This window comes from Methylobacterium sp. C1, from assembly GCF_001854385.1.
GTDB lineage: Bacteria > Pseudomonadota > Alphaproteobacteria > Rhizobiales > Beijerinckiaceae > Methylobacterium > Methylobacterium radiotolerans.
The window spans coordinates 2945855-2967110 of record NZ_CP017640.1 but is presented as its reverse complement, the minus strand read 5'-3'; the positions used below and the strand labels follow the sequence as shown (position 1 = coordinate 2967110).

Annotated in this window: 22 protein-coding genes and 2 tRNA genes; 13 read left to right on the top strand and 11 right to left on the bottom strand. The window is 72.2% G+C overall.

The window, feature by feature from the left end; all coding sequences use genetic code 11:
- Window positions 1-37: 37 nt before the first annotated feature.
- The 4 genes from BKE41_RS13710 to BKE41_RS13695 form a co-directional block, all read right to left on the bottom strand.
- Entirely contained in the window at window positions 38-1177 is a 1140-nt protein-coding gene (locus BKE41_RS13710; RefSeq protein ID WP_029358872.1) for a hybrid-cluster NAD(P)-dependent oxidoreductase, read from the bottom strand.
- Window positions 1178-1179: 2 nt separating this feature from the next.
- Entirely contained in the window at window positions 1180-2439 is a 1260-nt protein-coding gene (locus tag BKE41_RS13705; RefSeq protein WP_012319444.1) for an aromatic ring-hydroxylating dioxygenase subunit alpha, read from the bottom strand.
- A gap of 130 nt (window positions 2440-2569) precedes the next feature.
- Window positions 2570-4435, bottom strand: coding sequence for a glycoside hydrolase family 15 protein (locus BKE41_RS13700; RefSeq protein WP_070999565.1), 1866 nt, complete (start codon window positions 4433-4435; stop codon window positions 2570-2572).
- 116 nt (window positions 4436-4551) lie between these two features.
- Window positions 4552-5796, bottom strand: a complete 1245-nt coding sequence (locus tag BKE41_RS13695) for an acyl-CoA dehydrogenase family protein (RefSeq protein ID WP_043073768.1) — start codon at window positions 5794-5796, stop codon at window positions 4552-4554.
- Between the two features lie 124 nt (window positions 5797-5920).
- Here BKE41_RS13695 and BKE41_RS13690 point away from each other — a divergent pair, with 124 nt between their 5' ends.
- On the top strand, window positions 5921-6676 hold the full coding sequence (locus BKE41_RS13690; protein WP_012319441.1) for a response regulator: 756 nt from the start codon (window positions 5921-5923) through the stop codon (window positions 6674-6676).
- Entirely contained in the window at window positions 6673-8082 is a 1410-nt protein-coding gene (locus BKE41_RS13685; protein ID WP_070999564.1) for an ATP-binding protein, read from the top strand. Before BKE41_RS13690 ends, BKE41_RS13685 begins: the two co-directional genes overlap by 4 nt.
- Before the next feature lie 25 nt (window positions 8083-8107).
- Here the strand turns inward: BKE41_RS13685 and BKE41_RS13680 are convergent, their stop codons facing one another.
- A complete protein-coding gene (locus BKE41_RS13680) occupies window positions 8108-10264 on the bottom strand; it encodes a methyl-accepting chemotaxis protein (RefSeq protein ID WP_012319439.1) in 2157 nt (718 codons plus the stop codon).
- Between the two features lie 406 nt (window positions 10265-10670).
- On the opposite strand from BKE41_RS13680, the gene rocF reads away from it, so the two are divergent.
- The 3 genes from rocF to BKE41_RS13665 all read left to right on the top strand — a co-directional run bounded on the left by rocF (window position 10671) and on the right by BKE41_RS13665 (window position 12696).
- The gene (rocF, locus tag BKE41_RS13675; protein ID WP_029358865.1) at window positions 10671-11639 is read left to right on the top strand and encodes an arginase; all 969 of its coding nucleotides are present in this window, start codon (window positions 10671-10673) and stop codon (window positions 11637-11639) included.
- Window positions 11639-12505, top strand: coding sequence for an urease accessory protein UreD (locus BKE41_RS13670; RefSeq protein ID WP_024829792.1), 867 nt, complete (start codon window positions 11639-11641; stop codon window positions 12503-12505). Before rocF ends, BKE41_RS13670 begins: the two co-directional genes overlap by 1 nt.
- 117 nt (window positions 12506-12622) lie before the next feature.
- Window positions 12623-12696 (top strand) — tRNA-Cys (locus tag BKE41_RS13665).
- A 49-nt stretch (window positions 12697-12745) separates the two neighbouring features.
- Here the strand turns inward: BKE41_RS13665 and BKE41_RS13660 are convergent.
- Both BKE41_RS13660 and BKE41_RS13655 read right to left on the bottom strand, forming a co-directional pair.
- Window positions 12746-14425, bottom strand: a complete 1680-nt coding sequence (locus BKE41_RS13660; RefSeq protein ID WP_024829793.1) for a HAMP domain-containing methyl-accepting chemotaxis protein — start codon at window positions 14423-14425, stop codon at window positions 12746-12748.
- Window positions 14426-14744: 319 nt separating this feature from the next.
- Window positions 14745-14999, bottom strand: coding sequence for a hypothetical protein (locus BKE41_RS13655; protein WP_244633280.1), 255 nt, complete (start codon window positions 14997-14999; stop codon window positions 14745-14747).
- Window positions 15000-15273: 274 nt separating this feature from the next.
- On the opposite strand from BKE41_RS13655, the gene BKE41_RS13650 reads away from it, so the two are divergent.
- The 3 genes from BKE41_RS13650 (at window position 15274) to BKE41_RS13640 (ending at window position 16322) form a co-directional block, all read left to right on the top strand.
- Window positions 15274-15349 (top strand) — tRNA-Asn (locus tag BKE41_RS13650).
- A 353-nt stretch (window positions 15350-15702) separates the two neighbouring features.
- Window positions 15703-15939: a hypothetical protein gene (locus tag BKE41_RS13645; RefSeq protein ID WP_058607020.1), complete on the top strand. Its 237-nt coding sequence runs from the start codon at window positions 15703-15705 to the stop codon at window positions 15937-15939.
- A gap of 140 nt (window positions 15940-16079) precedes the next feature.
- Window positions 16080-16322, top strand: a complete 243-nt coding sequence (locus tag BKE41_RS13640) for a hypothetical protein (RefSeq protein WP_012319433.1) — start codon at window positions 16080-16082, stop codon at window positions 16320-16322.
- 128 nt (window positions 16323-16450) lie between these two features.
- On the opposite strand, the gene BKE41_RS13635 is transcribed toward BKE41_RS13640, so the two are convergent.
- The 4 genes from BKE41_RS13635 to BKE41_RS13625 all read right to left on the bottom strand — a co-directional run bounded on the left by BKE41_RS13635 (window position 16451) and on the right by BKE41_RS13625 (window position 18335).
- Window positions 16451-17143, bottom strand: coding sequence for a BA14K family protein (locus tag BKE41_RS13635; RefSeq protein ID WP_063110459.1), 693 nt, complete (start codon window positions 17141-17143; stop codon window positions 16451-16453).
- A gap of 267 nt (window positions 17144-17410) precedes the next feature.
- A complete protein-coding gene (locus BKE41_RS31195; protein ID WP_012319431.1) occupies window positions 17411-17605 on the bottom strand; it encodes a hypothetical protein in 195 nt (64 codons plus the stop codon).
- Window positions 17606-17763: 158 nt separating this feature from the next.
- On the bottom strand, window positions 17764-18081 hold the full coding sequence (locus BKE41_RS13630; protein WP_012319430.1) for a hypothetical protein: 318 nt from the start codon (window positions 18079-18081) through the stop codon (window positions 17764-17766).
- 71 nt (window positions 18082-18152) lie between these two features.
- Window positions 18153-18335 (bottom strand): hypothetical protein, encoded by a 183-nt coding sequence (locus BKE41_RS13625; RefSeq protein WP_012319429.1) that lies wholly within the window; start codon window positions 18333-18335, stop codon window positions 18153-18155.
- A gap of 440 nt (window positions 18336-18775) precedes the next feature.
- On the opposite strand from BKE41_RS13625, the gene BKE41_RS13620 reads away from it, so the two are divergent.
- The 5 genes from BKE41_RS13620 to BKE41_RS13600 all read left to right on the top strand — a co-directional run bounded on the left by BKE41_RS13620 (window position 18776) and on the right by BKE41_RS13600 (window position 21255).
- The gene (locus BKE41_RS13620; protein ID WP_012319428.1) at window positions 18776-19636 is read left to right on the top strand and encodes a glucose 1-dehydrogenase; all 861 of its coding nucleotides are present in this window, start codon (window positions 18776-18778) and stop codon (window positions 19634-19636) included.
- 30 nt (window positions 19637-19666) lie between these two features.
- Window positions 19667-19981 carry a hypothetical protein gene (locus tag BKE41_RS13615; RefSeq protein WP_012319427.1) on the top strand — a complete coding sequence of 105 codons (315 nt, stop codon included), beginning with the start codon at window positions 19667-19669 and terminating at the stop codon, window positions 19979-19981.
- A 24-nt stretch (window positions 19982-20005) separates the two neighbouring features.
- The gene (locus tag BKE41_RS13610; protein ID WP_199825842.1) at window positions 20006-20248 is read left to right on the top strand and encodes a hypothetical protein; all 243 of its coding nucleotides are present in this window, start codon (window positions 20006-20008) and stop codon (window positions 20246-20248) included.
- Window positions 20248-20466: a hypothetical protein gene (locus tag BKE41_RS13605; protein ID WP_012319425.1), complete on the top strand. Its 219-nt coding sequence runs from the start codon at window positions 20248-20250 to the stop codon at window positions 20464-20466. Before BKE41_RS13610 ends, BKE41_RS13605 begins: the two co-directional genes overlap by 1 nt.
- A 126-nt stretch (window positions 20467-20592) precedes the next feature.
- A complete protein-coding gene (locus tag BKE41_RS13600) occupies window positions 20593-21255 on the top strand; it encodes a cell wall anchor protein (RefSeq protein WP_070999563.1) in 663 nt (220 codons plus the stop codon).
- Window position 21256: the final 1 nt, after the last annotated feature.

Sequence of the window (21256 nt, the reverse complement as noted above, 5' to 3'; positions counted from 1 at the left end):
TGTGCGATGCGGGGAGGGGCCGGGCGCGGCCCGGGCCTCACCGCTCGATGACGAGGTCGCTCGTCGGCCTGGAGCAGCACAGCAGGGCCATGCCGGCATCGATCTCGCGCTGGCGGATGCCGCCCGCGTGGGTCATCGCCACGGTGCCGGAGGTCACCTTCGACTTGCAGGTGCCGCACAGGCCCTTGGCGCAGGAGGAGGGCAGGCGGATCCCGGCCTTGCGGGCCGCGTCCAGCACCGTCGTGTCCTCCGGGCAGTCGAGCACCCGGCGGGTCTTGGCGAACTCCACCCGGAAGCTGCGCACGCCCGCGGCCGGCGCGTCGTCGAGGGCGTGCTCCGCCTCGCGGGCGGCGTCCTGCTCGGCCTCCGGCAGGGCGCCGAAGTCGAAGCTCTCCTCGTGGTACCGGGCCATGTCGAAGCCGGCCTCGGCCAGCATCGCCCGCACCGCGTCCATGTAGGGTTTCGGGCCGCAGACGAAGACCGTGCGCTCGAGGAAGTCGGGCACCGTCTCGCGCAGGAGCGCCGGGGTCAGCCGGCCCCGCGGGCCCGTCCAGGCCTCGCCCGGGGCGTCGGCCTCGCAGATCGCGTGGACGCTGAGCGCCGGGTCGCGGCGGGCCATCAGGGCGAGCTCGTCCCGGAAGACGATGTCGGCCGGGCTGCGCGCCGAGTGCACGAAGGCCAGGTCGCGGCCCGCCCCGAGGTCGTGGAAGGTGCGCGCCATCGCCATCATGGGCGTGACGCCGCTGCCGCCCGACAGGAGCAGGTACTTCGCCCCGGGATGGGTGAAGCACGAGAAGTCGCCCATCGGACCGAGCGCCCGAACGCTGTCGCCGGGCGCCAGATGGTCGTGCAGCCAGTTCGAGACCGGCCCGCCGGCCACGCGCTTGACGGTGATCGCCAGGGTGTGGGGCCGGGTCGGGGCCGAGGAGATCGTGTAGCAGCGGTGGAGCGTCTCCCCGCCGATCTCGAAGGCGAAGGTGAGGAACTGGCCCGGCCGGTAGCGGAACGTCCGCGGCTCGCGGGCGGCGAGCACGAAGGTCTTCACGTCGTGCGTCTCGGCCCGCACCGCGACGCAGGTGAGGACGTCGTCCGTCTCGGCATCCCAGGGCGCGCTGGCCGCGAGCGACGCGGCGGCCGGCTCTGCCGATCCGGGACTTCTGGCGGAGGCCGCGGCCACGATCAGCGCCCCAGATGCGCGGCCATGCGGCCGACGTACCAGGTGCAGAACTTCTCCACGAGCATCTCGGTGTGGGGCGAGTACGGGCCGGGCTCGTAGGCCGGGCTGCGCACGCCCTGCTGGCAGATGCCGACGAGCTCGCTGTCCTGGTCGTTGGTGGCCTCCCAGACGCCGGTCAGGTTGGCGAGATCGTAGTCGACGCCCTCGACCGCGTCCTTGTGGACGAGCCACTTGGTGCGCAGGAGCGAGCGCTCGGTGTCGAGTGGGAGCACCGAGAAGGTGACAATGTGGTCGCCGAGGAAGTGGTGCCAGGAATTGGGCTGGGTCCAGACCGAGAGGCCGCCGAGCTTGGCGTTGGTCAGGCTGCCGAGGAGCTTCCGGCAGGCGGCCTTGGTGTCGATCGTGTGGGATTCACCCTCGCCGTCGAGCGGCAGCCGCTCCGTGCGGAAGCCCGTGATCATGGTGTCGAGCTCGTCGATCTCCTTCGACGGCAGCCCCTCCGCCTCCCACTCGCCGTGGCGCGTCCGGAGCAGGCTGCCGTAGCGCTCGGCCTGGGCGCGGTCGTGCTCGTCCATCTCCTCGGGAGCGAAGCCGAAGCCGTAGGCGAAGAGCGGCACGGTCAGCTCGGGATGGTTCGCGCCGCAATGGTAGCACTCGCGGTTGTTCTCCATCGTGAGCTTCCAGTTGCCCGGCTCGACGATGTCCTTCTGGAAGGCGACCTTGGTGTCGCGGATGTTGTGGGGCGCGATGTAGGGGCCGAGCCGGGCCGCCATGGCATCGAAATCGGCGGGCGGGTCGTCGGAGAGGCAGACGAAGAGCAGGCCTTCCAGCGAGCGGATGTGGACGGGCTTCAGCCCGTGGCAGCCGCGCCTGAAATCCGGCCCCATGTGGTCGGCGTGGATGAGGGCGCCGGTGAGGTCGTAGGTCCAGGAATGGTAGCGGCAGACGAGGTTGCCGACGGTCGACTTCTCCTCGTGGACGAGCCGGGCGCCGCGGTGGCGGCAGACGTTGTGGAAGGCCCGGACCGCGCCGTCGTCGTCGCGGACGATCGCCACGGAGGTCGTGCCGATGTCGACGACCATGACGTCGCCGGCCTCCGGCACGTCGGGCTCGACGCCGACGTAGATCCAGTGGCGGCCGAAGATCACCGCCATGTCGGCGTCGAAGATTTCGGGGCTCAGGTAGAACTCGGCCGGCAGGCTGTAGCCGCGACGGCGCTCCCGCAGGAGACGCTGCAGAGGGGTCGGCGTCACGTCGAGCATGGGACCTCCGGAGCCATTCAGGCCCCGAAACTATCGCCGCCGGACCGACCGCCCGCTGCCACGCCAGCGACACTCGCTTGGTCAACCGCGACGTGGCGCGGACCGGCCTGCGCCGGGAGCTGGAGCGGCGCTACTCGGCGGCCGACCGGGCCGCGCTCTCCGGCCTTTCGTCCGCGCCGAAGCGCGCGATGCTGTCCTCCAGACGCAGCGCGGCGTTGATCAGGGCCATGTGGGAGAAGCCCTGCGGCGTGTTCCCGCGCTGCGCGCCGCTGGCCGGGTCGATCTCCTCCGCGAGCAGCCCGACATCGTTGCACCGGGCGATCAGCCGCTCGAAGGCCGCCTTGGCCTCGCCGGTCCGCCCGTCGAGGGCGAGGCAGCCGACCCGCCAGAAGGCGCAGGCCGTGAACGTGCCCTCGTCGCCCTCCAGCCCGTCCTCCATGCGGTAGCGGTAGATCAGGTCGCCGACGCCCAGCTCGTGCTCGATCGCCGCCAGGGTCGCGCGCATCCGCGGCTCCCGCGGGTCGAGGGCCCCGAACAGGGCCACGCGCAGGACCGCGGCGTCGAGGTGATGCGAGTCGTAGGCGCCGACATAGGCCTGCTTCTCGGCGCTCCAGCCCCTCTCCAGATATTCCGACCGGATCTCGGCGGCGATCCGCTCCCACTCGGCGATCTTCGCCTCCGGCACGCCCGCGATGTTGCGGGCGATCCGGGCCGCGTCCCGCAGGGCGACCCAGATCATCGCCTTGGTGTGGACCTGCTGGCGCGGCCCGGTGCGCAGTTCCCAGATGCCGTGATCCGCGTCGTGGCGGTGGCGGATGGCCCGGGCGGTGAGGTTGTCCAGCACCTCCGGCAGCCGGTCGTTGACCTTCTCGGGCGGGTCGTAATCCACCGCCTCGAGGAAGACACACAGCGCCCGCAGCAGCTCGCCGTAGATGTCGTGCTGGTCCTGGTGCTCGGCGAGGTTGCCGATCACCACCGGCCCCACGCCGTTCCAGCCGGCGAGGTGGCTCAGCTCCTCCTCCGGCGGCATGTCGCCGGCGATGCCGTACATCAGCCGCGTCTCCCGTCCGAACGTGCCGTCGCGCTCGCGCAGGAAGCGCAGGAACTCGGACGCTTCCCTGACGTAGCCCAGCATCACGAAGGCGGTGACCGTGAAGGAGGCGTCCCGCATCCACGTGAAGCGGTAATCGTAGTTGCGGTTGCCCGGGACCGCCTCGGGCAGGCCGGCGGTGGCCGCCGCCACGATGCCGCCCGAGGGCGAGTAGGTCAGCAGCTTCAGGCACAGGGCGGACCGCATCACCGCGTCCCGGTAGGCGCCGCGATAGGTGCTGCGGGCGCTCCAGCGGCGCCAGTAATCGGCGGTCGTCTCCAGGCGCCGCCGGGCGCCGGCGAAGTCCTCGATGCAGGCCTCGTCCTGATCCTCGCCGTGCGTCAGGACCAGGTAGGCGGTCTCGCCCTCCGCGAGGTCGAACCGGATCTCGGCCGCGTCGCCCGCGAGGGTCGGGCACGCCTGCGCGTTGACGCGCACGCGCCACTCCCCGGCCTCGAACAGGACCGAACCGCCCTCGACCAGCGGCGTGCAGGGGCGGCGGGCGTAGTCGAAGGTCGGCCGCACCCGGAACGCGCCCGAGACCCGGCCCTGCTCGCAGGTCAGCAGCCGGATCAGGCGGCTCTCGCTCTCGCCGTCCGGTCCCTCGTCGGGTTCCGGACTCGGCGGGTTGACCGGCATCAGGTCGACGAGGCGCGCCCGGCCGGTCTCGGTGGTGAAGGTCGTCTCCAGGATGTTGGTGTCGGGCAGGTAGCGGCGCGCGCTCCCGGCCGGTCCGTCGAAGGCGACGGTGCAGGCACCGCCCCTCACGTCGTCGAGGAGCTTCACGAACAGCGCCGGCGAGTCGTGACGCGGCCAGCACAGCCAGTCGATCGAGCCGTCGCGGGCGATCAGCGCGCAGGAATGTGTGTCGCCGATGAGGGCGTAATCGCTGATGGGCTTCGACACGGAGCTTCCGGATGGCGGCACCCGGTCCGCCGGGCAGGACAGGTTCGTGAGGTAGCCGGGCGACGCCGGGCGGGGAGTCCCGCTCGACGATTCGCCGCACGGGCGCGCGCGGGCGATCAGGCCCCGGGCCGCGGCAGCATCCGGTCGCTGATGATCCGCCGCTGGATCTCGCTCGTGCCCTCGAAGATCGTCGTCAGCCGCGCGTCGCGCCAGTAGCGCTCGACCCGCCGCTCGGTGGTGTAGCCGTTGCCGCCGTGGAGCTGCATCGCCTGGTTGGTGACCCGCACCGCCATCTCGGTGGCCAGAAGCTTCACCATCGCCGACTCGCTCTCGGCGGGCTCCCCCTGGTCGAGAAGGTGGGCGACCTGGTGCCAGAAGGCCCGCGCCTGCGCGACGTCGGCGGCCATGTCGGCCAGCGCGAAGCGCAGCGCCTGGAAGTCGCCGATCGGGTGGCCGAACTGGACCCGCTCCTGGAGGTAGCTCTGGCAATCCTCGACCGCCGCGCGGGCGACGCCGACGGCCCGGGCCGCCGTGTGGACCCGGGCGATGTTGAGGCCGCGCTGGACGGCGGCGAACCCGCCGGAATCCGCGTCCGCCCCCTGGTCGCCGTAGAGCCCGGTGAGCCGGTCGCTCTCGGGCACGCACACGTCCTCCAGCCTCAGCTCGAAGGTCTGGAAGCCGTGATAGCCGATCTTGTCGATCACCCGGCCGGTCACCCCGGGCGGGAAGCTGTCGCGCTCCTTGAGCACCAGGAACGGCTCCAGGCCGGCGGAGCGCGGTTCCCCCGGCTCCGGGTCGCGGGTCCGGGCCAGGACCTCGATGAAGTCGGCCCCCTTGGCGAAGCCCGCCCAGCGCTTGGTGCCGGTCAATCGCCACCGGTCGCCGTCGCGCACCGCCCGGGTCTGCACGCCGGCGAGGTCGGAGCCGGCATCGGGTTCCGACAGGGAGATCGAGCCGATCCACTGCCCTCGAGCCGAGCGCCGGAGCAGCTCCGCCCGGCGGTCCGGGTCGAGGGTCTGGGTGCCGAGGCCCTGGCCGCGGGCCAGGATGCTGCCCACGGACAGCCAGGCGCGGGCCAGTTCCTCCGAGACCAGGCAGTACTCGAACACGCCGAGGCCGAGGCCGCCGTGCTCCGCCGGGATCGTGATGCCGAACCAGCCTTTCTCGGCCATGGCGTCGATGAGCGCGCGCGGCATCTCGGCCTTGTGGCGGTCGAGCTCGTCGGCGAGCGGCAGCACCGTGTCGCGGGCGAAGGCGCGGGCCTCGGCCTGCAGCGCCGCCCGAGCCTCGGTCCGCCAGGGCGAGGCGAGTTCCGGCGGCCGCGGCGCGATCAGGTCCTTCCGATCCTCGGTTCCGGTCATCGTTCCCCCCTGCGATGTGACGCCGTTCGGCAACTCAGTTCAGGTCCGTGCGGGAAACACGCGCTTACAAAATGGTTCCGTGGCCCACCTTCGAATAATCGGCGGATGGCGTCATAATAGCCTGATGATGCAGGCCGACCCGCAGACCGACTCCTTTGCGATGAGCGCACCCGCAACACCCCACATCCTCGTCGTCGAGGACGATCGGGAGATCTCGGCGCTGATCGCGCGCTACCTGCGCGGCAACGATTGCCGCGTCACGCTGGCCGGGGACGGCACCGACATGGACCGGGTCCTGGCGGAGGCGCGCATCGACCTCATCGTGCTCGACCTGATGCTTCCCGGCGAGGACGGTCTGAGCCTGTGCAAGCGCCTGCGCGGCACCTCGCAGATCCCGATCCTGATCCTGACCGCGAAGTCCGAGGACGTGGACCGGATCCTCGGCCTCGAACTCGGCGCCGACGACTACCTCGCCAAGCCGTTCAACCCGCGGGAACTGCTCGCCCGGATCCGCGCGATCCTGCGCCGGGTCGCCGCCGAGGCGCCGGACGCGGACGAGCGGCGGCGGCTGCACTTCTCCGGCTGGACCCTCGACGTCTCCCTGCGACAGGTGCTCTCCCCCGAGGGCGCCCGCATCTCGATCACCGGGGCGGAGTTCGACCTGCTCCACGCCCTGTGTCTCCGGCCGGGGCGGGTGCTGTCGCGGGACCAGCTCCTCGACCTCACCCAGGGCCGGGCCGCGGGCCCGTTCGAGCGGAGCATCGACGTGCTGATCTCGCGGATCCGCCAGAAGATCGAGCGCGACACCCGCAACCCCGAGTTCATCCGCACGATCCGGTCCGGCGGCTACCTGTTCACGCCCGAGGTCACGCGGTCATGAGCGGCCTGGGGCGGCTCCGCGCGCGGCTGCGCCCGAAGACCATCGCGGGCCAGATCGCGCTGCTCGTGGTCGCCGGCATCGCGGTCGCCCACGTGGTCGCCACCGCGGCCTTCCTGATCCTGCACGAGTCGCAGAATCCCGACACGCTGCCGGGCGTGGCCGCGAGCCGCCTCGGGGTCCTGGTGAGGCTCATGGACGCCGCAGACCCGGCGGCGCGACCGGCCCTCCTGGCGAGCGGTCGCAGCCTGCCGCTGATCCACGTGGAGCCCTGGGACGGGACGGTGCCGTCGGGGGCGACGTCGCCGCCCGACCTGCCGGTGATCCGGAAGCTGCGCAACGGCGCCGGTCGGCCCGTGACGATCACCGACCTCTCGGCGGCCGATCCCGAGCGCGGCCGGTCGGACGCGCGTCTCCATATCGGCGTCGTCACGCCGACGGGGGCGCGGCTCCAGGCGACGCTGCCGAACGATCCCCTCCGGGGCCCCCGCCAGGGGGCGCTGATCTTCACCGTGGTCTTCCTGGCGCTGACGCTGGCGCTGCTCTGCGTCTGGGCCACCCGCGCCCTCACGGCGCCGCTGAAGCGGCTCGCGGGCGCCGCCGAGGCGTTCGGCGCCCGCGACGACCACGTGGCGCTGCCGGAGGCGGGCCCGCGCGAGGTCCTCGCCGTGTCCCGGGCGCTGGACCGGATGCGGTCGCGCGTCCGCCGCCTGATCGACGATCGGACTCAGATGCTGGCAGCGATCAGCCACGACCTGCGCACGCCGATCACCCGGCTCCGCCTGCGCGCCGAGTTCATCGAGGACGAGAATGCCCGGGCCTCGACCCTGCGCGACCTCGACCAGATGAACGGCCTCGTCGAGGCGGCGCTCTCCTTCGTGCGCGACGGCCAGATCCGGGACGCGAACAGGCACAGCCTCGTGGATCTCGCCTCGGTGGTGCAGACGGTCTGCGACGACTTCTCGGATTTCGGCGCCCCGGTCAGCGTCAGCCGCAGCCGGCACGTCCTGGTCCAGGGCCGGCCCGAGGAGCTCCAGCGGGCGGTGACCAACCTCGTGGACAACGCCGTGAAGTACGGCGGGCGGGCCGACGTGCAGATGGAGGCCTCCGAGCGCGGTGTCCGGGTCTGTATCTTGGATAACGGCCCGGGGATCCCCGAGGCGGAGCGCGAGGCGATGCTCCAGCCCTTCGTGCGCGGCGACCGGGCGCGCAATCTCAACGAGGCGAGCGGCTTCGGCCTCGGCCTCTCGATCGTGCAGGCCATCGTCGAGGCCCATAACGGGCGCCTGCGGCTGGAGAACCGCCCCGAGGGCGGGCTCTGCGCGGCGATCGAGCTGCCCCTGGCCGCCCAGGCCTTCGCGGGTCGCGCGGCGCAGAAGCCCGCGCCGCTCCCGGCCGAGGCGGCCTGAGGCCGCCCCGGGGGTCGCGTCCGGCCTACGCCGCCCGCACGTTGCGGAGGAACTGCGCCACCTCGGCGCGGAGCTGCTCCGAGCGCGTGGCCAGGGCGTCGGACGCCAGCGCGACCGAGTCCGCGGCCTCGCCGGCATCGCCGGCGACCCGGGCAACCTCGGCGATCTCCAGGGTCATCGTGCCGGTGCCGGCCGAGGCCTGCCCCATGCTGCGGACGATGTCCTGGGTGGTGACGCCCTGCTGGTCCACCGCGGCGGCGATGCTGGTCGACACCTGGTTCATCGCCTCGATCTGGGCCGTGATGCCCTGGATCGCCCCGGCCGCGTCGCCCGTGACATTCTGGATCGAGGCGACCTGACGGCTGATCTCCTCGGTGGCGCGGGTGGTCTGGGCGGCGAGTTCCTTGACCTCGGCGGCGACCACCGCGAAGCCGCGTCCGGCCTCGCCGGCGCGGGCGGCCTCGATCGTGGCGTTGAGTGCCAGCAGGTTCGTCTGCCCGGCGATCGTCGAGACCATGCCGACCACGTCGCCGATGCGCGTCGCCGCCGCGGCGAGGTCGGTCATGGTCTGCTCGGCCCGGCGGGCCTCGCCGACCGCGGTGGCGGACATCCCGGCCGCCTGCTCGACCTGACGGCCGATCTCCTGGACGGTGGCACCGAGCTCCTCGGCCGCGGCCGCCACGGTGTTGACGTTGTCGGAGGTCTGCTGCGCCGCCCCGGCGACGCTGGTCGAGCGCTCGGAGGTGCTGGAGACCGCGGCCCGCATGGTGTCCGAGGCCCCCTGAAGCTCCGTGACGGCGCCGGTCAGGCCCTCGACGATGCCGCCGACCGAGTGCTCGAAGCCGTCGGCCAGCTGCTTGAGCATGGCGCGCCGGCTCTGCTCCTCGCGCAGGCGCGCGGCCTCCGTGGTCTGGAGCTGCTGGGCGGCCTCCTCCAGCGACATGTCGCGGATCGTGACCACGGCCCGGGCGATGTCACCGATCTCGTCCCGCCGCTTGCTGCCCGGCACGTCGGTGAGGGCCTGGCGATCGGCGAGGGCCTTGAGCGCGCGGGTGAGGGCGCCGAGCGGCGCCACGATCGAGCGGGCGAGCAGGAGGCCGAGCAGGGCGGTTCCGGCCAGGACGAACAGGCCGGTCAGGATCAGCGTGCGCGACAGGGCCTGGACCGCGTCGATCGCCTCGGCCTGGGTCTGCTCCGCCACCACCGTCCAGGGCGCGCCCAGGACGGTCACCGCGGAGGCGGCCGCCATGTGGGCGCCGTTCTCCGCCGCGAAGTCGACGGGACCGCCGGCCTTGATCCGGTCGGCGGCCAGGCCGATCCCGGCGAGGCCCGCGCCGGCGTGCACGGCGGGGTTCAACGGCGGGTTGCTGCGCAGGAGGCCGTCCGCGCCGACCGCCAGGATCTGACCCGTGTCGCCGAGGCCCGTCCGCTTCGACAGCGTCTGGTCGAACAGGGTCGGCGTGACCCGCATGACGATGAAGCCGATCCGCTCGGCGGCCTGCGCCGTGCCCATGGCGACGTTGGCCCGCTTGGTCATGGCGCGGCCGATGAACGCGGCCGGGACCCCGTCCACCGGGTAGGCGGCGAAATCCTCGTAGAGGACCGCGCCCGGGTCGGCGGACTTCAGGCGCTCGACGAGGCGCGCGAGCGCCGTCCCCGCCAAGCCGTCGTCCGTGACCGACTTGCCGAAATCGGCGCCCTTCGTCGTGGTGTAGTCGATCCGGCCGTTGTCGTCGAGGAACAGCAGGTCGGCGTAGCCCGGCTGCGCGACGAGCTTGCGCGCCACTTCCTGGACCTTGACGTGCCGGCGGGCATACATCGACGACATGCCGCTGCCGTCGAGGGCGACTCGCGCCTCGGCGGTCTGCGGCGCGCGGAAGGCCTCGATGACGCTCGCGGTGTCGGGCTTCGCCGGATCGAGGTTCTCGAGCAGGTCGGGGAAGTTCGAGACGATCTGCGGGTGCGCCGCCACCGCCAGGAAGTCGGCCTGCGCCCGGTCCGCCACCAGCTCGATCGCGTCCCGGCGCGCCGCCGCGGCGAGCTCGAGGCGCTCGTGGGCCGCGGTCATCAGGCCCGCCCGCGCCGAGTACCAGCTGAAACCGCCCATGGCGGTGGCGCTCAGGAGCGCGAGGCCGACGGTTGTCGCGGGAAGGCGCGTGCTCAGCCGCGATAGCGTGATCATGATGCCCCTGAATTTTTGAGAAATTGCTTGAGGCTTACCAATCGCCCAATCCTTATAAAAATCTCGTAAACACCAATACGCCGCTCGAAACTTCAGCAGACTCGAAACATACAACTTACGAGACAATCCTAGCGCCACAAACCCAAGTTATGAGTGGTCAATCGTCCGTCCCGGCAAGGTTCTGCCGGTCGGATCGTCGCCGGAACCTTGCGCGTGGCGCGGAGGCCCGGCATCCGGCGCGCCCCTGGAGCGCGCATCGTCTCGCGACCCAGATCCCGGCCCGGGCGCTCCGTCACGGATCTTGCTGGCCGATCCGGTCTCGCGGTCACCGTCATCGGACGGTTATGAGTCCGGATGGTAGAGCGGCCGCGGAGCACCGGTGCTCCGGGACGGCGATGGAGGTGTGATGAGCGGCGAAGCCCAGCCGGACGCGGCGCGCAGCATCGCGCTGATCGGAGCGCCGATCGAGGTCGGCACCAGCGAGCCCGGCGCCCTCATGGGACCGGCGGCCCTGCGCACGGCCGGTCTCGTCCGGGCGCTCGCCGAACTCGGCCACGCGATCGCGGATCGCGGCGACGTGGTCCCGGACGGGCCCGCCGGGACGCGCGGGCTCGAGGGTGTCGCCGCCTGGACGCGGGCCGTGTCCAGGGCCGTGGGGGACGCCCTCGACGCGGGGGCGCTCCCGCTGACCGCCGGCGGCGATCACAGCCTGTCCCTGGGCTCCGTCGACGGGGTGATGCGGCACTGCGCGCGGCGCGGCCAGCCCGTCTTCGTGCTCTGGCTCGACGCCCACGCCGACTTCAACACGCCGGCGACCTCCCCCTCCGGCAACGTCCACGGCATGCCGCTCGCCGCCCTGTGCGGGGAGCCGGGATTCCCGTCCCTGTTCGCCGAGCCGGCACCGGCGCCCCTGCCGCCCGCCCATGTCCACCTGTTCGGCCTCCGGTCGATCGACGCCGGCGAGCGCGCCCTCGTGACGGCGCGCCGGGTCGGCGTCACCGACATGCGCACGATCGACGAGTTCGGAGTCGTGGCGCCCCTGCGGCGGGTGCTCGACCGCGTCGCCGCGCAGGGGGCGCATCTCCATGTCAGCCTCGACATCGACTTCCTCGATCCGTCGATCGCCCCGGCCGTGGGCACCACCGTTCCGGGCGGCGCGACCTTCCGGGAGGCGCACCTGATCATGGAGATGCTCCACGATTCCGGGCTGGTCCGCTCCCTCGACGTGGTGGAACTCAACCCCTTCCTGGACGAGCGCGGCCGCAGCGCCCGGGTCTTGGTCGAGCTGGTGGCGAGCCTGTTCGGCCGGCGCATCCTCGACCGGCCGACCGGGCCGATCGAGGCCGTGGCCCCAGAGCCGGCCGGACGCGCCTGATGCACGGCCCCCTCGCTCCCGCCCCCTCGCCCGAGAGGCTCGGGGCCGCGCCCGCGCGCCAGCGCTCCGACGGGCGCGTCCGGCTGCGCGTCGGGCCGGCCCGTCCGGGCGGCGGGACGCGCATCCTGGATCTCGCGGAAGCCGGGCCGTCGCGTCTGCGCTTCCCGCGGGGGACCGGCGCGCTGGAGGCGGTCCTCGTCAACACGGCGGGCGGCGTGGCCTGCGGCGACAGCTTCGCCATCGACCTCGCCCTGGAACCGGGGGCCGACCTGGTGCTGACCACCACGGCGGCCGAGAAGATCTACCGCTCGGACGGCCCCGTGAGCCGCATCGCCAACACCCTGACCCTCGGGGAGGGGGCCGGCCTCGCCTGGCTGCCGCAGGAGACGATCCTGTTCGATCGGGCCCGGGTGCGGCGGCGCTTCGAGGCCGACCTCGCCGACGGCGCCGCGCTGATCGCCGCGGAGGTCGTCGCGTTCGGCCGCGCCGCCCGGGGCGAGCGGATCGTCGACGGTCTGTTCGCGGATTCCTGGCGGATCCGCCGAGGTGGGCGGCTCGCCTACGCCGACAGCGTCCTGCTGGAGGGGCCGATCAGCGACCACCTCGCCCGCCCGGCCATCGGCGGCGGCGCCCGCGCCTGCGCGACGATCCTCGACGTCTCGCCCGGCGCGGAGGCGCGCCTCGAGGAGGCGCGGGCCCGTCTGGCCGAGGCCGCCTCGCCCGGAACGACGGCGGCGGCGAGCGCCTGGAACGGCCATCTGGCGGTCCGCGCGCTGGGGGACGCGGTCGGACCCCTGCGCGGGCTCGTCGCCCGCTTCCTCGCGGGCTACCGGGCCCTGCCGATGCCCCGGGTCTGGCAGAGCTGACGCGGTCCGCACAATCGGGGCCCCGGGGCCGTTGCCTGCGACCGCCGACCTCTGCTAGAGACGCGCACCCGGAGCTGTCCGCCAAGCTCCGGACGGGACGGCAGCGCCGTTCGGGAAGGCCTCGTGGCGGAGTGGTTACGCAGAGGACTGCAAATCCTTGCACCCCGGTTCGATTCCGGGCGAGGCCTCCATCCTTCCCCGACAGACTGAACCGGCCGCGCCGCGCCGATGCGGCGCCCCTCAGGCGCCGTGGACCTCCACCATGAAGGTCTCGATCGCCCGCTGCAGGCTGTGCGTCCCGGCATTGACCCGGGCGGCACTGCCGCGCACCTGGCCGGCCTGCGCCTCGTTGGACGCGGCCGCGGCCTGAACGCCGGCCACGCTCTCCGAGACATGCCGGGCCTCCGCGGCCGCGCCGGAGATCGCCCGGGCGATCTCCTGGCTGGCGCGGCCCTGCTGGTCGGTGGCGTCGGCCACCTCGGACGCGATCAGGCTCATCCGGGCGATCGTCTCGCCGATCGTGCCGATGGCGCCGACCGTGCGCCCGGCGGCCCCCTGGATCGACCCGACCTGCCCGGTGATGCGGTCCGTGGCGAGCGCCGTCTGGCCGGCCAGCGCCTTCACCTCCGCGGCGACCACCGCGAAGCCCCGCCCGGCAGCCCCCGCGCGGGCCGCCTCGATCGTCGCGTTGAGCGCGAGAAGGTTCGTCTGCTCGGCGACCTCGCGGATCAGCGTGACCACGGCGCCGATCTCCTCGGCCGCCTGCGAGAGGCTCATCACCGTCTCCTTGAGCCCCTGCGTGTCGGAGAGGGCGGAGGTGGCGATCGCGCTCGTGTGCCGGACCCGCGCCTCGATCTCCCGCGCCGAGGCCGAGAGTTCCTCGGCGGCGCTGGCGATGCTGTCGACGAGGCCCGCGCTCTGTTCCGACGCTCCGGCCACGACGGCCGCCTCGGCGGTCATCGCGCCCGCATTGCCCGAGAGGGTGTCGGCCGCCGCCTGCATCGCCTCGGCCGAGTCGGCGAGATCGGTGACGGCGCGATGCGTCTCGGCCTCGAAGGCGCGCGTCGCCGCGGCCAGGGCCTCGGCCCGGCTGCGGTCGCGGTCGCGGCGCGCCTGCGCCTCCGCGTCGAGGTCGCGCTTCTCGATCAGCGCCGTGCGGAACGCCGCGATGGCGGCGGCCATCTCGCCGATCTCGTCGCGGCGATGCGTGAACGGGATCGCGCGGTCGAGATCGTTGGCGGCGAGCGCCGTCATGCCGTCCTTGAGCCGATGCAGCGGCCGCCGCACCTGAGTCAGGATGATCCAGATCGCCGCGAGCAGGCCGAGCGCCAGCGCGACGGCCGGCACGACCACCAGGGTGATCCGCGACCGGCGGCGGTCGGCCGCGTCCGCGGCGCGACGGGCGTTCAGGCGGCTCAGCACCTCCCGCCCGAGAATGCCGATCTCGGCCACCATGCGCTCGCGGTTCTTCACGGTCGCCTCGTCGGTCGCCTGGATCAGGGCGGCCTTCGGCGAGACCGTGAGGCCGAGTTCGGCGGTATCGGTCTGGTAGGCGATGAATTCCTTGACGAAGAGGTCGAACCGGCGCCGACGGTCGGCGGGAAGTTGATCCTCCATGGCCTCCAGGAAAGGCCCCCGCACCTGCTCCACCGTGGCGAGGGCGTCGTGGAGCGCCGACAGGCGGGTGCGCGCCTCGGTCGTGTCGTCCGCGGTGTAGAGGGCCGTGGCCTGCACCACCGCGTGCTCGATCGCCTGGCCCAGAGCGCCGGCCTGCAGGCCGGCGTTCCAGATCCGGTCCGTGGCGGCCGCGCGCTCCTGCTCCCAGTTCGATTGGCGAATCGCGAAGGCCGCGATGCCGCTCGCCACAAGGGCGAGCAGCCCGATCACCGCAGAGAGCTTCAGGCCGAGTGAGATACGCATGGCAGGAGGACCGCTGTGACCGGAGGATCGCGCTGCCGCAGCTATATCCAAGCCAATCTTTTCGGAAAAATGAATATAGCCGGCAAATTCGACCCTATTACACTGCGCAAAAGCGCATAGATGGCCGACAAAATACCGCAATATTCGGACGATATACGGGATCAATACGCAGCACCGATCCAGATCTCGTGCCGCGCGAGACTGTCAGTGCGGTCTCGCGCGCGCCAACAGTCGGCTCTGGGACGGGCGCGAGGTTGAATTCGCCCGGACCGCACCGGAGCGCCGCGCCCCGAGCGTCGGCGACGCATCCGCTCGGCGATCAGGGCAACCGGATCTCGGCCCGGCCGGGGATGCGCGGCTCCGGCAGCAGAAAGGCGGCGGCGATCTCGCGACGGAGATCGTCGCGCTGCGCCTCGACGAGGTCGGGCAGGATATCGGCCTCGTGCTCGTCCAGGGCCGCGATCAGGCAGGGATGATCGGCGGCCCACTCGAAGGCGACGCGCACCTCGCGCTCGGCGTAGGGGTCCTGCGGGTCGAGGCAGCGATGGGTCAGCATGGGTGTCAGGGTCTTCACACCGGCGCGCCGGCGAGGTGGCTCGCGTAGGGGCGTGTCACGACAGACGGATGACTTCCGTCGCCCGCGAACGAGGCGATCGCAGCCGGACTCGGGCGGGAGCGGCGCATGGGGTCGACCCGAATGTTGCCGATCAGTCACAGTCCGGGCCTCGCGAACGCCCCGGGGAGGGCGCCTGCCCCGTGGCGCAGGGCGCCGCGCGTCGGTTTGAACGCGGATCCTGCAACGAGGCCCTTGCGCCCCGCGATCCCGGTGTGTAGAGACCCCCTCGTGATCCCCGATAGCTCAGTTGGTAGAGCAGGCGACTGTTAATCGCCTTGTCGCAGGTTCGAGTCCTGCTCGGGGAGCCATCCACTTACCAACATCATGATCTGACTCAGTTTTCGGCATCCCGGCTCGCGGCGGGCTCTGAGGCCGGGAACAGCGTTGCCGTTCCGGCATTCGGCAATACGCGCGGCGCGCTGTGCTCGACTGGCGCGAGGCAGAGAGGCCGGCGGCCGGGCCGATTGCGGCGGCCGCAGGACGGCGCCCGTCCAGGCGGCGTCGCGGATCGTTCCTCGCCCGTCGCCGCCGGCTCCGACGCGCGATGGTATCGATGGAGTTCGGGATGCTTCGGGCCCGCTCGAACGTCTCTGTCGGGCAGCCTCGCCGCTCGGAGGCGGCGGCGCGCTGAGCGACGACGACAGCCACGACGGTGATCCCGATGTCGGGCGACATGCTCGGACCCATGGTCCTCGCGGCCGTCTTCACGCTGGGCTGCCTCAGCATCCACGGCGCGCGCAGGCATCCGGACGCCGTGACCATCGGCCTGCTTCTGCTGCTCGGATTGCTGGCGACCCTGTATGTCGGCCAGCACGTCGGATTGGACGCGCGCCACCCCACTTGGCAGCACGAGGTCTTGCACCGTGAGCCAAGCCCGGCGTCGCGTCCGACGATGTGACGGGTGCGGCATCTCCTTGCCAGCACGTTCGGCCGCACAGACATCGGCGCCGCCGCCGCCCCGCAGCCCCACCCTCAGACGCGTGTGGCCGGGCGCCGGGCGCGACCTAGATCCCGGATCCACCCTGCGAGAGACCGGTCATGGCCTTCACCGATCCGAACGAACCCAGCGCGACGTCGATCAGCGACCAGGAGCTGGTCAACACCCTGATCGAGCGCAAGGAAGCCGGCGAGCCGGTCGACGCCGACATCCTGGCGCTCCTGACCGACATGGAACGGCTGGGGCTCACCGGCACGGATGCCTACGCGACCCTCGACGCGTATCGGCCGGGGCCCACGGTCGGGGCGACCGGCGGCGATGACGAGGCCGAGACGATGTCGTAGCGCCGGCGCTACGTCGTGCCGCGTGTCTGATCCGGCCGATCGCGCCGAGGCCACCTCCAGTCCCGCCGACGCCGCAGCGTGACGGGACTGTTCCATGGCCGATCCAGTCGCCTCAGGACGACCGAGCCTTACCGGCAGCGATGGCGGCGCCCGTCCCGGCCGAGATAGGTCCCGCTCTGCGGGTCGTAGGACCGGAACCGGCGCGCGCAGGCGCGGTCATCGTCGACGGCGCGGTCGGTCTCGGTGTCGGCGTAGCCGTAAGTGACGGGCGCGTAGCCGCCGTAGTACCCGGCGTCGTAGCCGTATCCCGGATAGCCGTAGCCGCCGTACAGACCGCCCACAGCGAGCCCCAGGCCCAAACCGCCGAGGCCATACCCGCGCCGGCCGTAGCCGTAGCCGTAGGGCCTCCCGTAGAAGCCGCGGTTGTAGCCGTCATGGCGATGATGACCGTAGCCGCGATGGGCCCCGAGCCCGTGCCCGAAGCCCAGGTTGGACAGCCCGCCGCCGACAGAGGGCCGACCGAAATTGTGGTTGCCGAAACCGTGATTGGCGAAGCCGGCGGCAGCCGCTCCCGACCCGAGCGCGTGATTGCCGAAACCCCGGTTGGCGAAACCGCCGCCTGCGGGACCGGCTCCGAAGCCGCGATTGCCGAAGCCGTGATTGCTGAAACCACCGCCGCCCGCGACGGCCGCAGCTCCGAAGTTGTGGTTGCCGAATCCGTGATTGGCGAAGCTGCCCGCCTGCGCGCTGGCTCCGGTCGGCATGCCGAAAAGGGCGCCGGCAAGGATTGCCGATGCCACCGCTGTGACTGTTGTGGTCATGGTCGCTACTCAGGCTGTGTCATATCTATCCGAATGAACGTCGCGCAGGAGACGGCCAATCCCGCTTCCTTTTGTCCTGCGACAGTTCAGAGAGGCCGCCACTTCGGCGACCGTCACCTCGTCGCGCGGCGTCGCTGTACCGCGAGCACGCTCAGGTCGGCCGACGGCAAGGCCCCGTGAACCGCATTCGGCTCCGGTGCGGTGTCCGCGGGTGAGCTGGAGGCGGCGCGCACGGTCCCACAATCCCGCGAGGCGGCGCTCCGTCACTCAGCGCCGGCGGGCGCGCAGCGCGTACAGAACCGCGAAGGCGATGATGACGCCGATCAGCAGCAGGGCCGGCATCCCGAGCAGCCCGTTGGATTGCGCCGCCTCGGTTCCCGGCGTCGGATTCACGGCCTGCGCCTGAGCGCGACCGGCGGCCAAACCGAGCAGCGCTGTGGCCAGACCTCTCACTCGCGACATCGCGCCTTTCCGGGATGGGGTGGCCGGCGCCGCAGGTCGAATGCTGCCCGCGCGAACGTCGGACGCGGCGCGCCGGTATGGGCGCGGGGGTTCCGCGCGGTGCGGCCTCGGGAGACGCGGATCTCGCGCCGCGCCTCCCCGACTCGTGGACTGGGCGCCTACGAGTGCTGCTGACGCTTCAGGCTGCTCTGCGCCCCGGACTCGTCCGTCTTCGGGTTCGCCAGGCCGCTCGTGTTGCCGTCGGCGTCGGCGTCCAGCTCGGCGACCACCTGCCGATTGCCGGCGTGATCCTGGTACTGCTCGGTCTGGACGTTCTTGCTGTCCAGGCCTCGCTCGTCGCTGTGCCGGGACTTGTCGCGGTTGCTGAGCACCATGTTCTCCGGCAGCACGCCTTCGGGCAGCTCCGACATGGCCCCGGTTCCGCTTCCCTTGCCCTGGGCGCCTGGGCCGACCTTGTGCCGACTGGCATTCGCCATGATCATCCTCCGGTGCAGATCAACACTCTCGTCGGGCACGGCGGCTCGCGGCGCCCGCGCGGCTCGGACCGTCAGCGGTCCTGCTGGTAGCCCTGGTTGGTGGTGTTCACCTTGGAATTTCCGGCTTGGCCGACCTTGTCCGGATCCTTGGTCTGGGATCCGGCACGGCCCTGGGTGAGCGGCGCTTCGGTGGCGCTGCCGGGCCCCTTGTCGGACCGGTTGGCCGGCGGAACAGGCGGTGGCTTGGTCGTCATGGTAACCCCGTGTTGGCCGAATACGGGGCCAACCCGACAAGGTCCGCATCGTTCCGGACCAGGCTTTTCCGGTCACGCTTGGTAGCTGATCCGCGAACGCGGCACCGTTCGAGCGAAACTATACATTCATCCGCCCCGATCACGGAGGCGAGCGAGCGCCATGATCGGCGCCATTACTGTGCCCGTGCGCGCAACGACCTCGACACTGCGCGGCGGCTCGCGAATCCCGCGAAACAATGCCGGCCGGGTCGGGTTGTCGACACGGGGGACGATTCCTGCCGAGACCCCGGTCCCGGCCACGCTCGACCTCCGCGGCATCCGGCGGCCGGGCGCAGACATGTCCGCGGTCGATCCGGGCGCCGAGGCGCAGCTCCCGTTCGACGCCCCGCCTGGGGATCCCCGCAGCGCGACCACCTCAGCCGCCGCCCAAGGAGCGCCACATGACCGACTTCCCGAAGCCGCCCTTCGACCGGCAGCGCCAGCTCACCCCGCCGGCCCGCGACGCCGACATGGATCCGCGACCGGATTACGGCGAGTCGCACTATCGCGGCTCGGGGCGGCTGTCCGGCCGCAAGGCGATCATCACCGGCGCGGACAGCGGCATCGGCCGGGCGGTGGCGCTCGCCTTCGCCCGCGAGGGGGCGGACGTGCTGGTCAGCTACTACGACGAGCACGACGACGCCCGGGAGACCTGCCGCCTCGTGGAATCGGCGGGCCGCACGGCCGTGGCGGTGCCGGGGGACATCAAGGACCCGAAGCATTGCCGCGCCATCGTCGACAAGGCGGTGGCCGCGTTCGGGCAGGTCGACGTGCTCGTCAACAACGCCGCGCACCAGAAGACCTTCGCGAACCCGGAGGAGATCTCCGACGAGGAGTGGGAGGTCACCTTCGCGACCAACATCCACGCCATGTTCTACCTGGTGAAGGCCGCTCTCCCGCACATGAGGAGCGGCAGCTCGATCATCAACACCACCTCGGTGAACGCCGACGCGCCCAGCCCGCAACTGCTCGCCTACGCCACCACCAAGGGCGCGATCCAGAACTTCACCGGCGGCCTCGCCCAGATGCTGGCGGAGCGCGACATCCGGGTGAACTGCGTGGCCCCGGGGCCGGTCTGGACGCCGCTCATCCCCTCCACCATGCCGGAGGAGAAGGTCCGCTCCTTCGGGTCGCAGGTGCCGATGAAGCGCCCCGGCCAGCCCTGCGAGCTCGCCCCCGTCTACGTCATGCTGGCCGGACCGGAGTCGAGCTACGTCTCCGGCGCCACCGTGGCGGTGACCGGCGGCAAGCCGATCCTCTGACCCATCCCGTCACAGCTCAGGAGAACCGCCATGGCCCGCAACCCGACCGATGCGAACCCGTCCGACCGCGCGAGCCTGCGCAGCTTCAGCGCGACGGCCGACCGGAACGGCCAGGATCTGGGTCAGGACGAGGCCCGGGATCTGGCGCGCCCGGCGGAACTCATGCACGAGCGCCAGTCCGATCCGGGCTGGCAGGCCGAGGTCGTCCGCACCGCGTCGGGTCAGCACCGCGTCGACGCGGTGAGCGGCGGCAGCGTCGACTCCGTGGAGGCGACGGAGGCCGAGACGCCGCCCGAGAACCTGCGCCATCTCGGCGACGCGAGCACCGGGCCGAGATCCGCCTGACCCGCTGCCGAGGCCGTGCCGGACATGATCCCGATCCACGTGCACGCCGTCACCGACTACGCCGTCCCCGCCCTGATCGCCGCGCTGTCGCGGCGGCCGGGGCGGGAGCCCGCGGCTCGGAGGATCATGCGGACCGGGCCGGTCTGGCACGCGGCCTACACGGTGCGGACGCGCTACGAGGGCGGCCCCGTGCCCGCCCCGTCGATGCGGACCCCTCTCGCCTGCGACGCGGTGGGCGCCCGGCCCCTGTCGGGACGCGATCGGTGATGCCGTCCGGTCTCGGCTTTCCGCTCGCGATGGCGTCCCTGTTCACCCTCGGCTGGATCGTCATCCAGAAGGCCGGGACCCGCACCGAGGCCGTGGCGGAGGGGCTGGGAGCCCTGTTCCTCCTGAGCGCGTTGCTGGCCGTGGTCGCGCTCCTCGCGGCCTTCGGCAACGGGCACGCGACCGGGCTCGTGCTGATGCGGTCCGTGTCGGCCGGCTAGGAGCGGCAGATTCTGCCGCCCGGCCGATCCTGCCGGCCAGGGGCCCGGACGCGCCGCTGAAAACATTGGGGAAATCCTGGAACGGCCCGTGCCTGCCCGCAGCGAGGGCGGTCGCGGAGACGTACCATGTCGGTGAATACGGTTTCGGGCAGTTCACTCCAGCGGGATCTCGTCGGCGCCCTGAGGCAGGCGCGCGCGGCGAACGCGGCCCGCCTCGACGCCGGGACCGCCGCGACGGCGGGCCAGGGGACCGGCGCGCAGGCGGCGACCGCGGACAGCGCCGCCCCGTCGACCGGGACGGCATCGACGCCGACCCTGTCGAACGACCTGATGGCGTCGCTCCTCCAGCTGCAATCCGACTTCAGCCAGATGGGGCTGCAGAACGGCGTCACCGCGCCCGCGGAAGCCGCGGCCAACGCCGACGACGCGTCGACCACCGGCACCGAGGCCGGCCAGGCCGCGGCCGGCGCGCGCCCCGTCCAGCACCATCGCGGCCACCACGGCCATCGCTCGGTGTCGGATGCCGAGCAGGGCGGGGCGGCCGCCCAGAGCGGCGGCGCCGCGGACGCGTCCGCGGCCTCGTCCGCAAGCACCTTCGCGAGCACCTCCGCGAGCACCTCCGCGAGCACGTCCACGACCGCGTCCGCCGATCCCGCGACGGCCACGGCGACGGACAGCGGCAGCGACCTGCAATCCTTCGTGCAGCAGCTGACGAAGGCGGTCACCGCCTACGCGGCCGGCGGACCGCTCGGCATCGCGGCCGCGCTCACCAGCAGCACCAAGGCCTGAC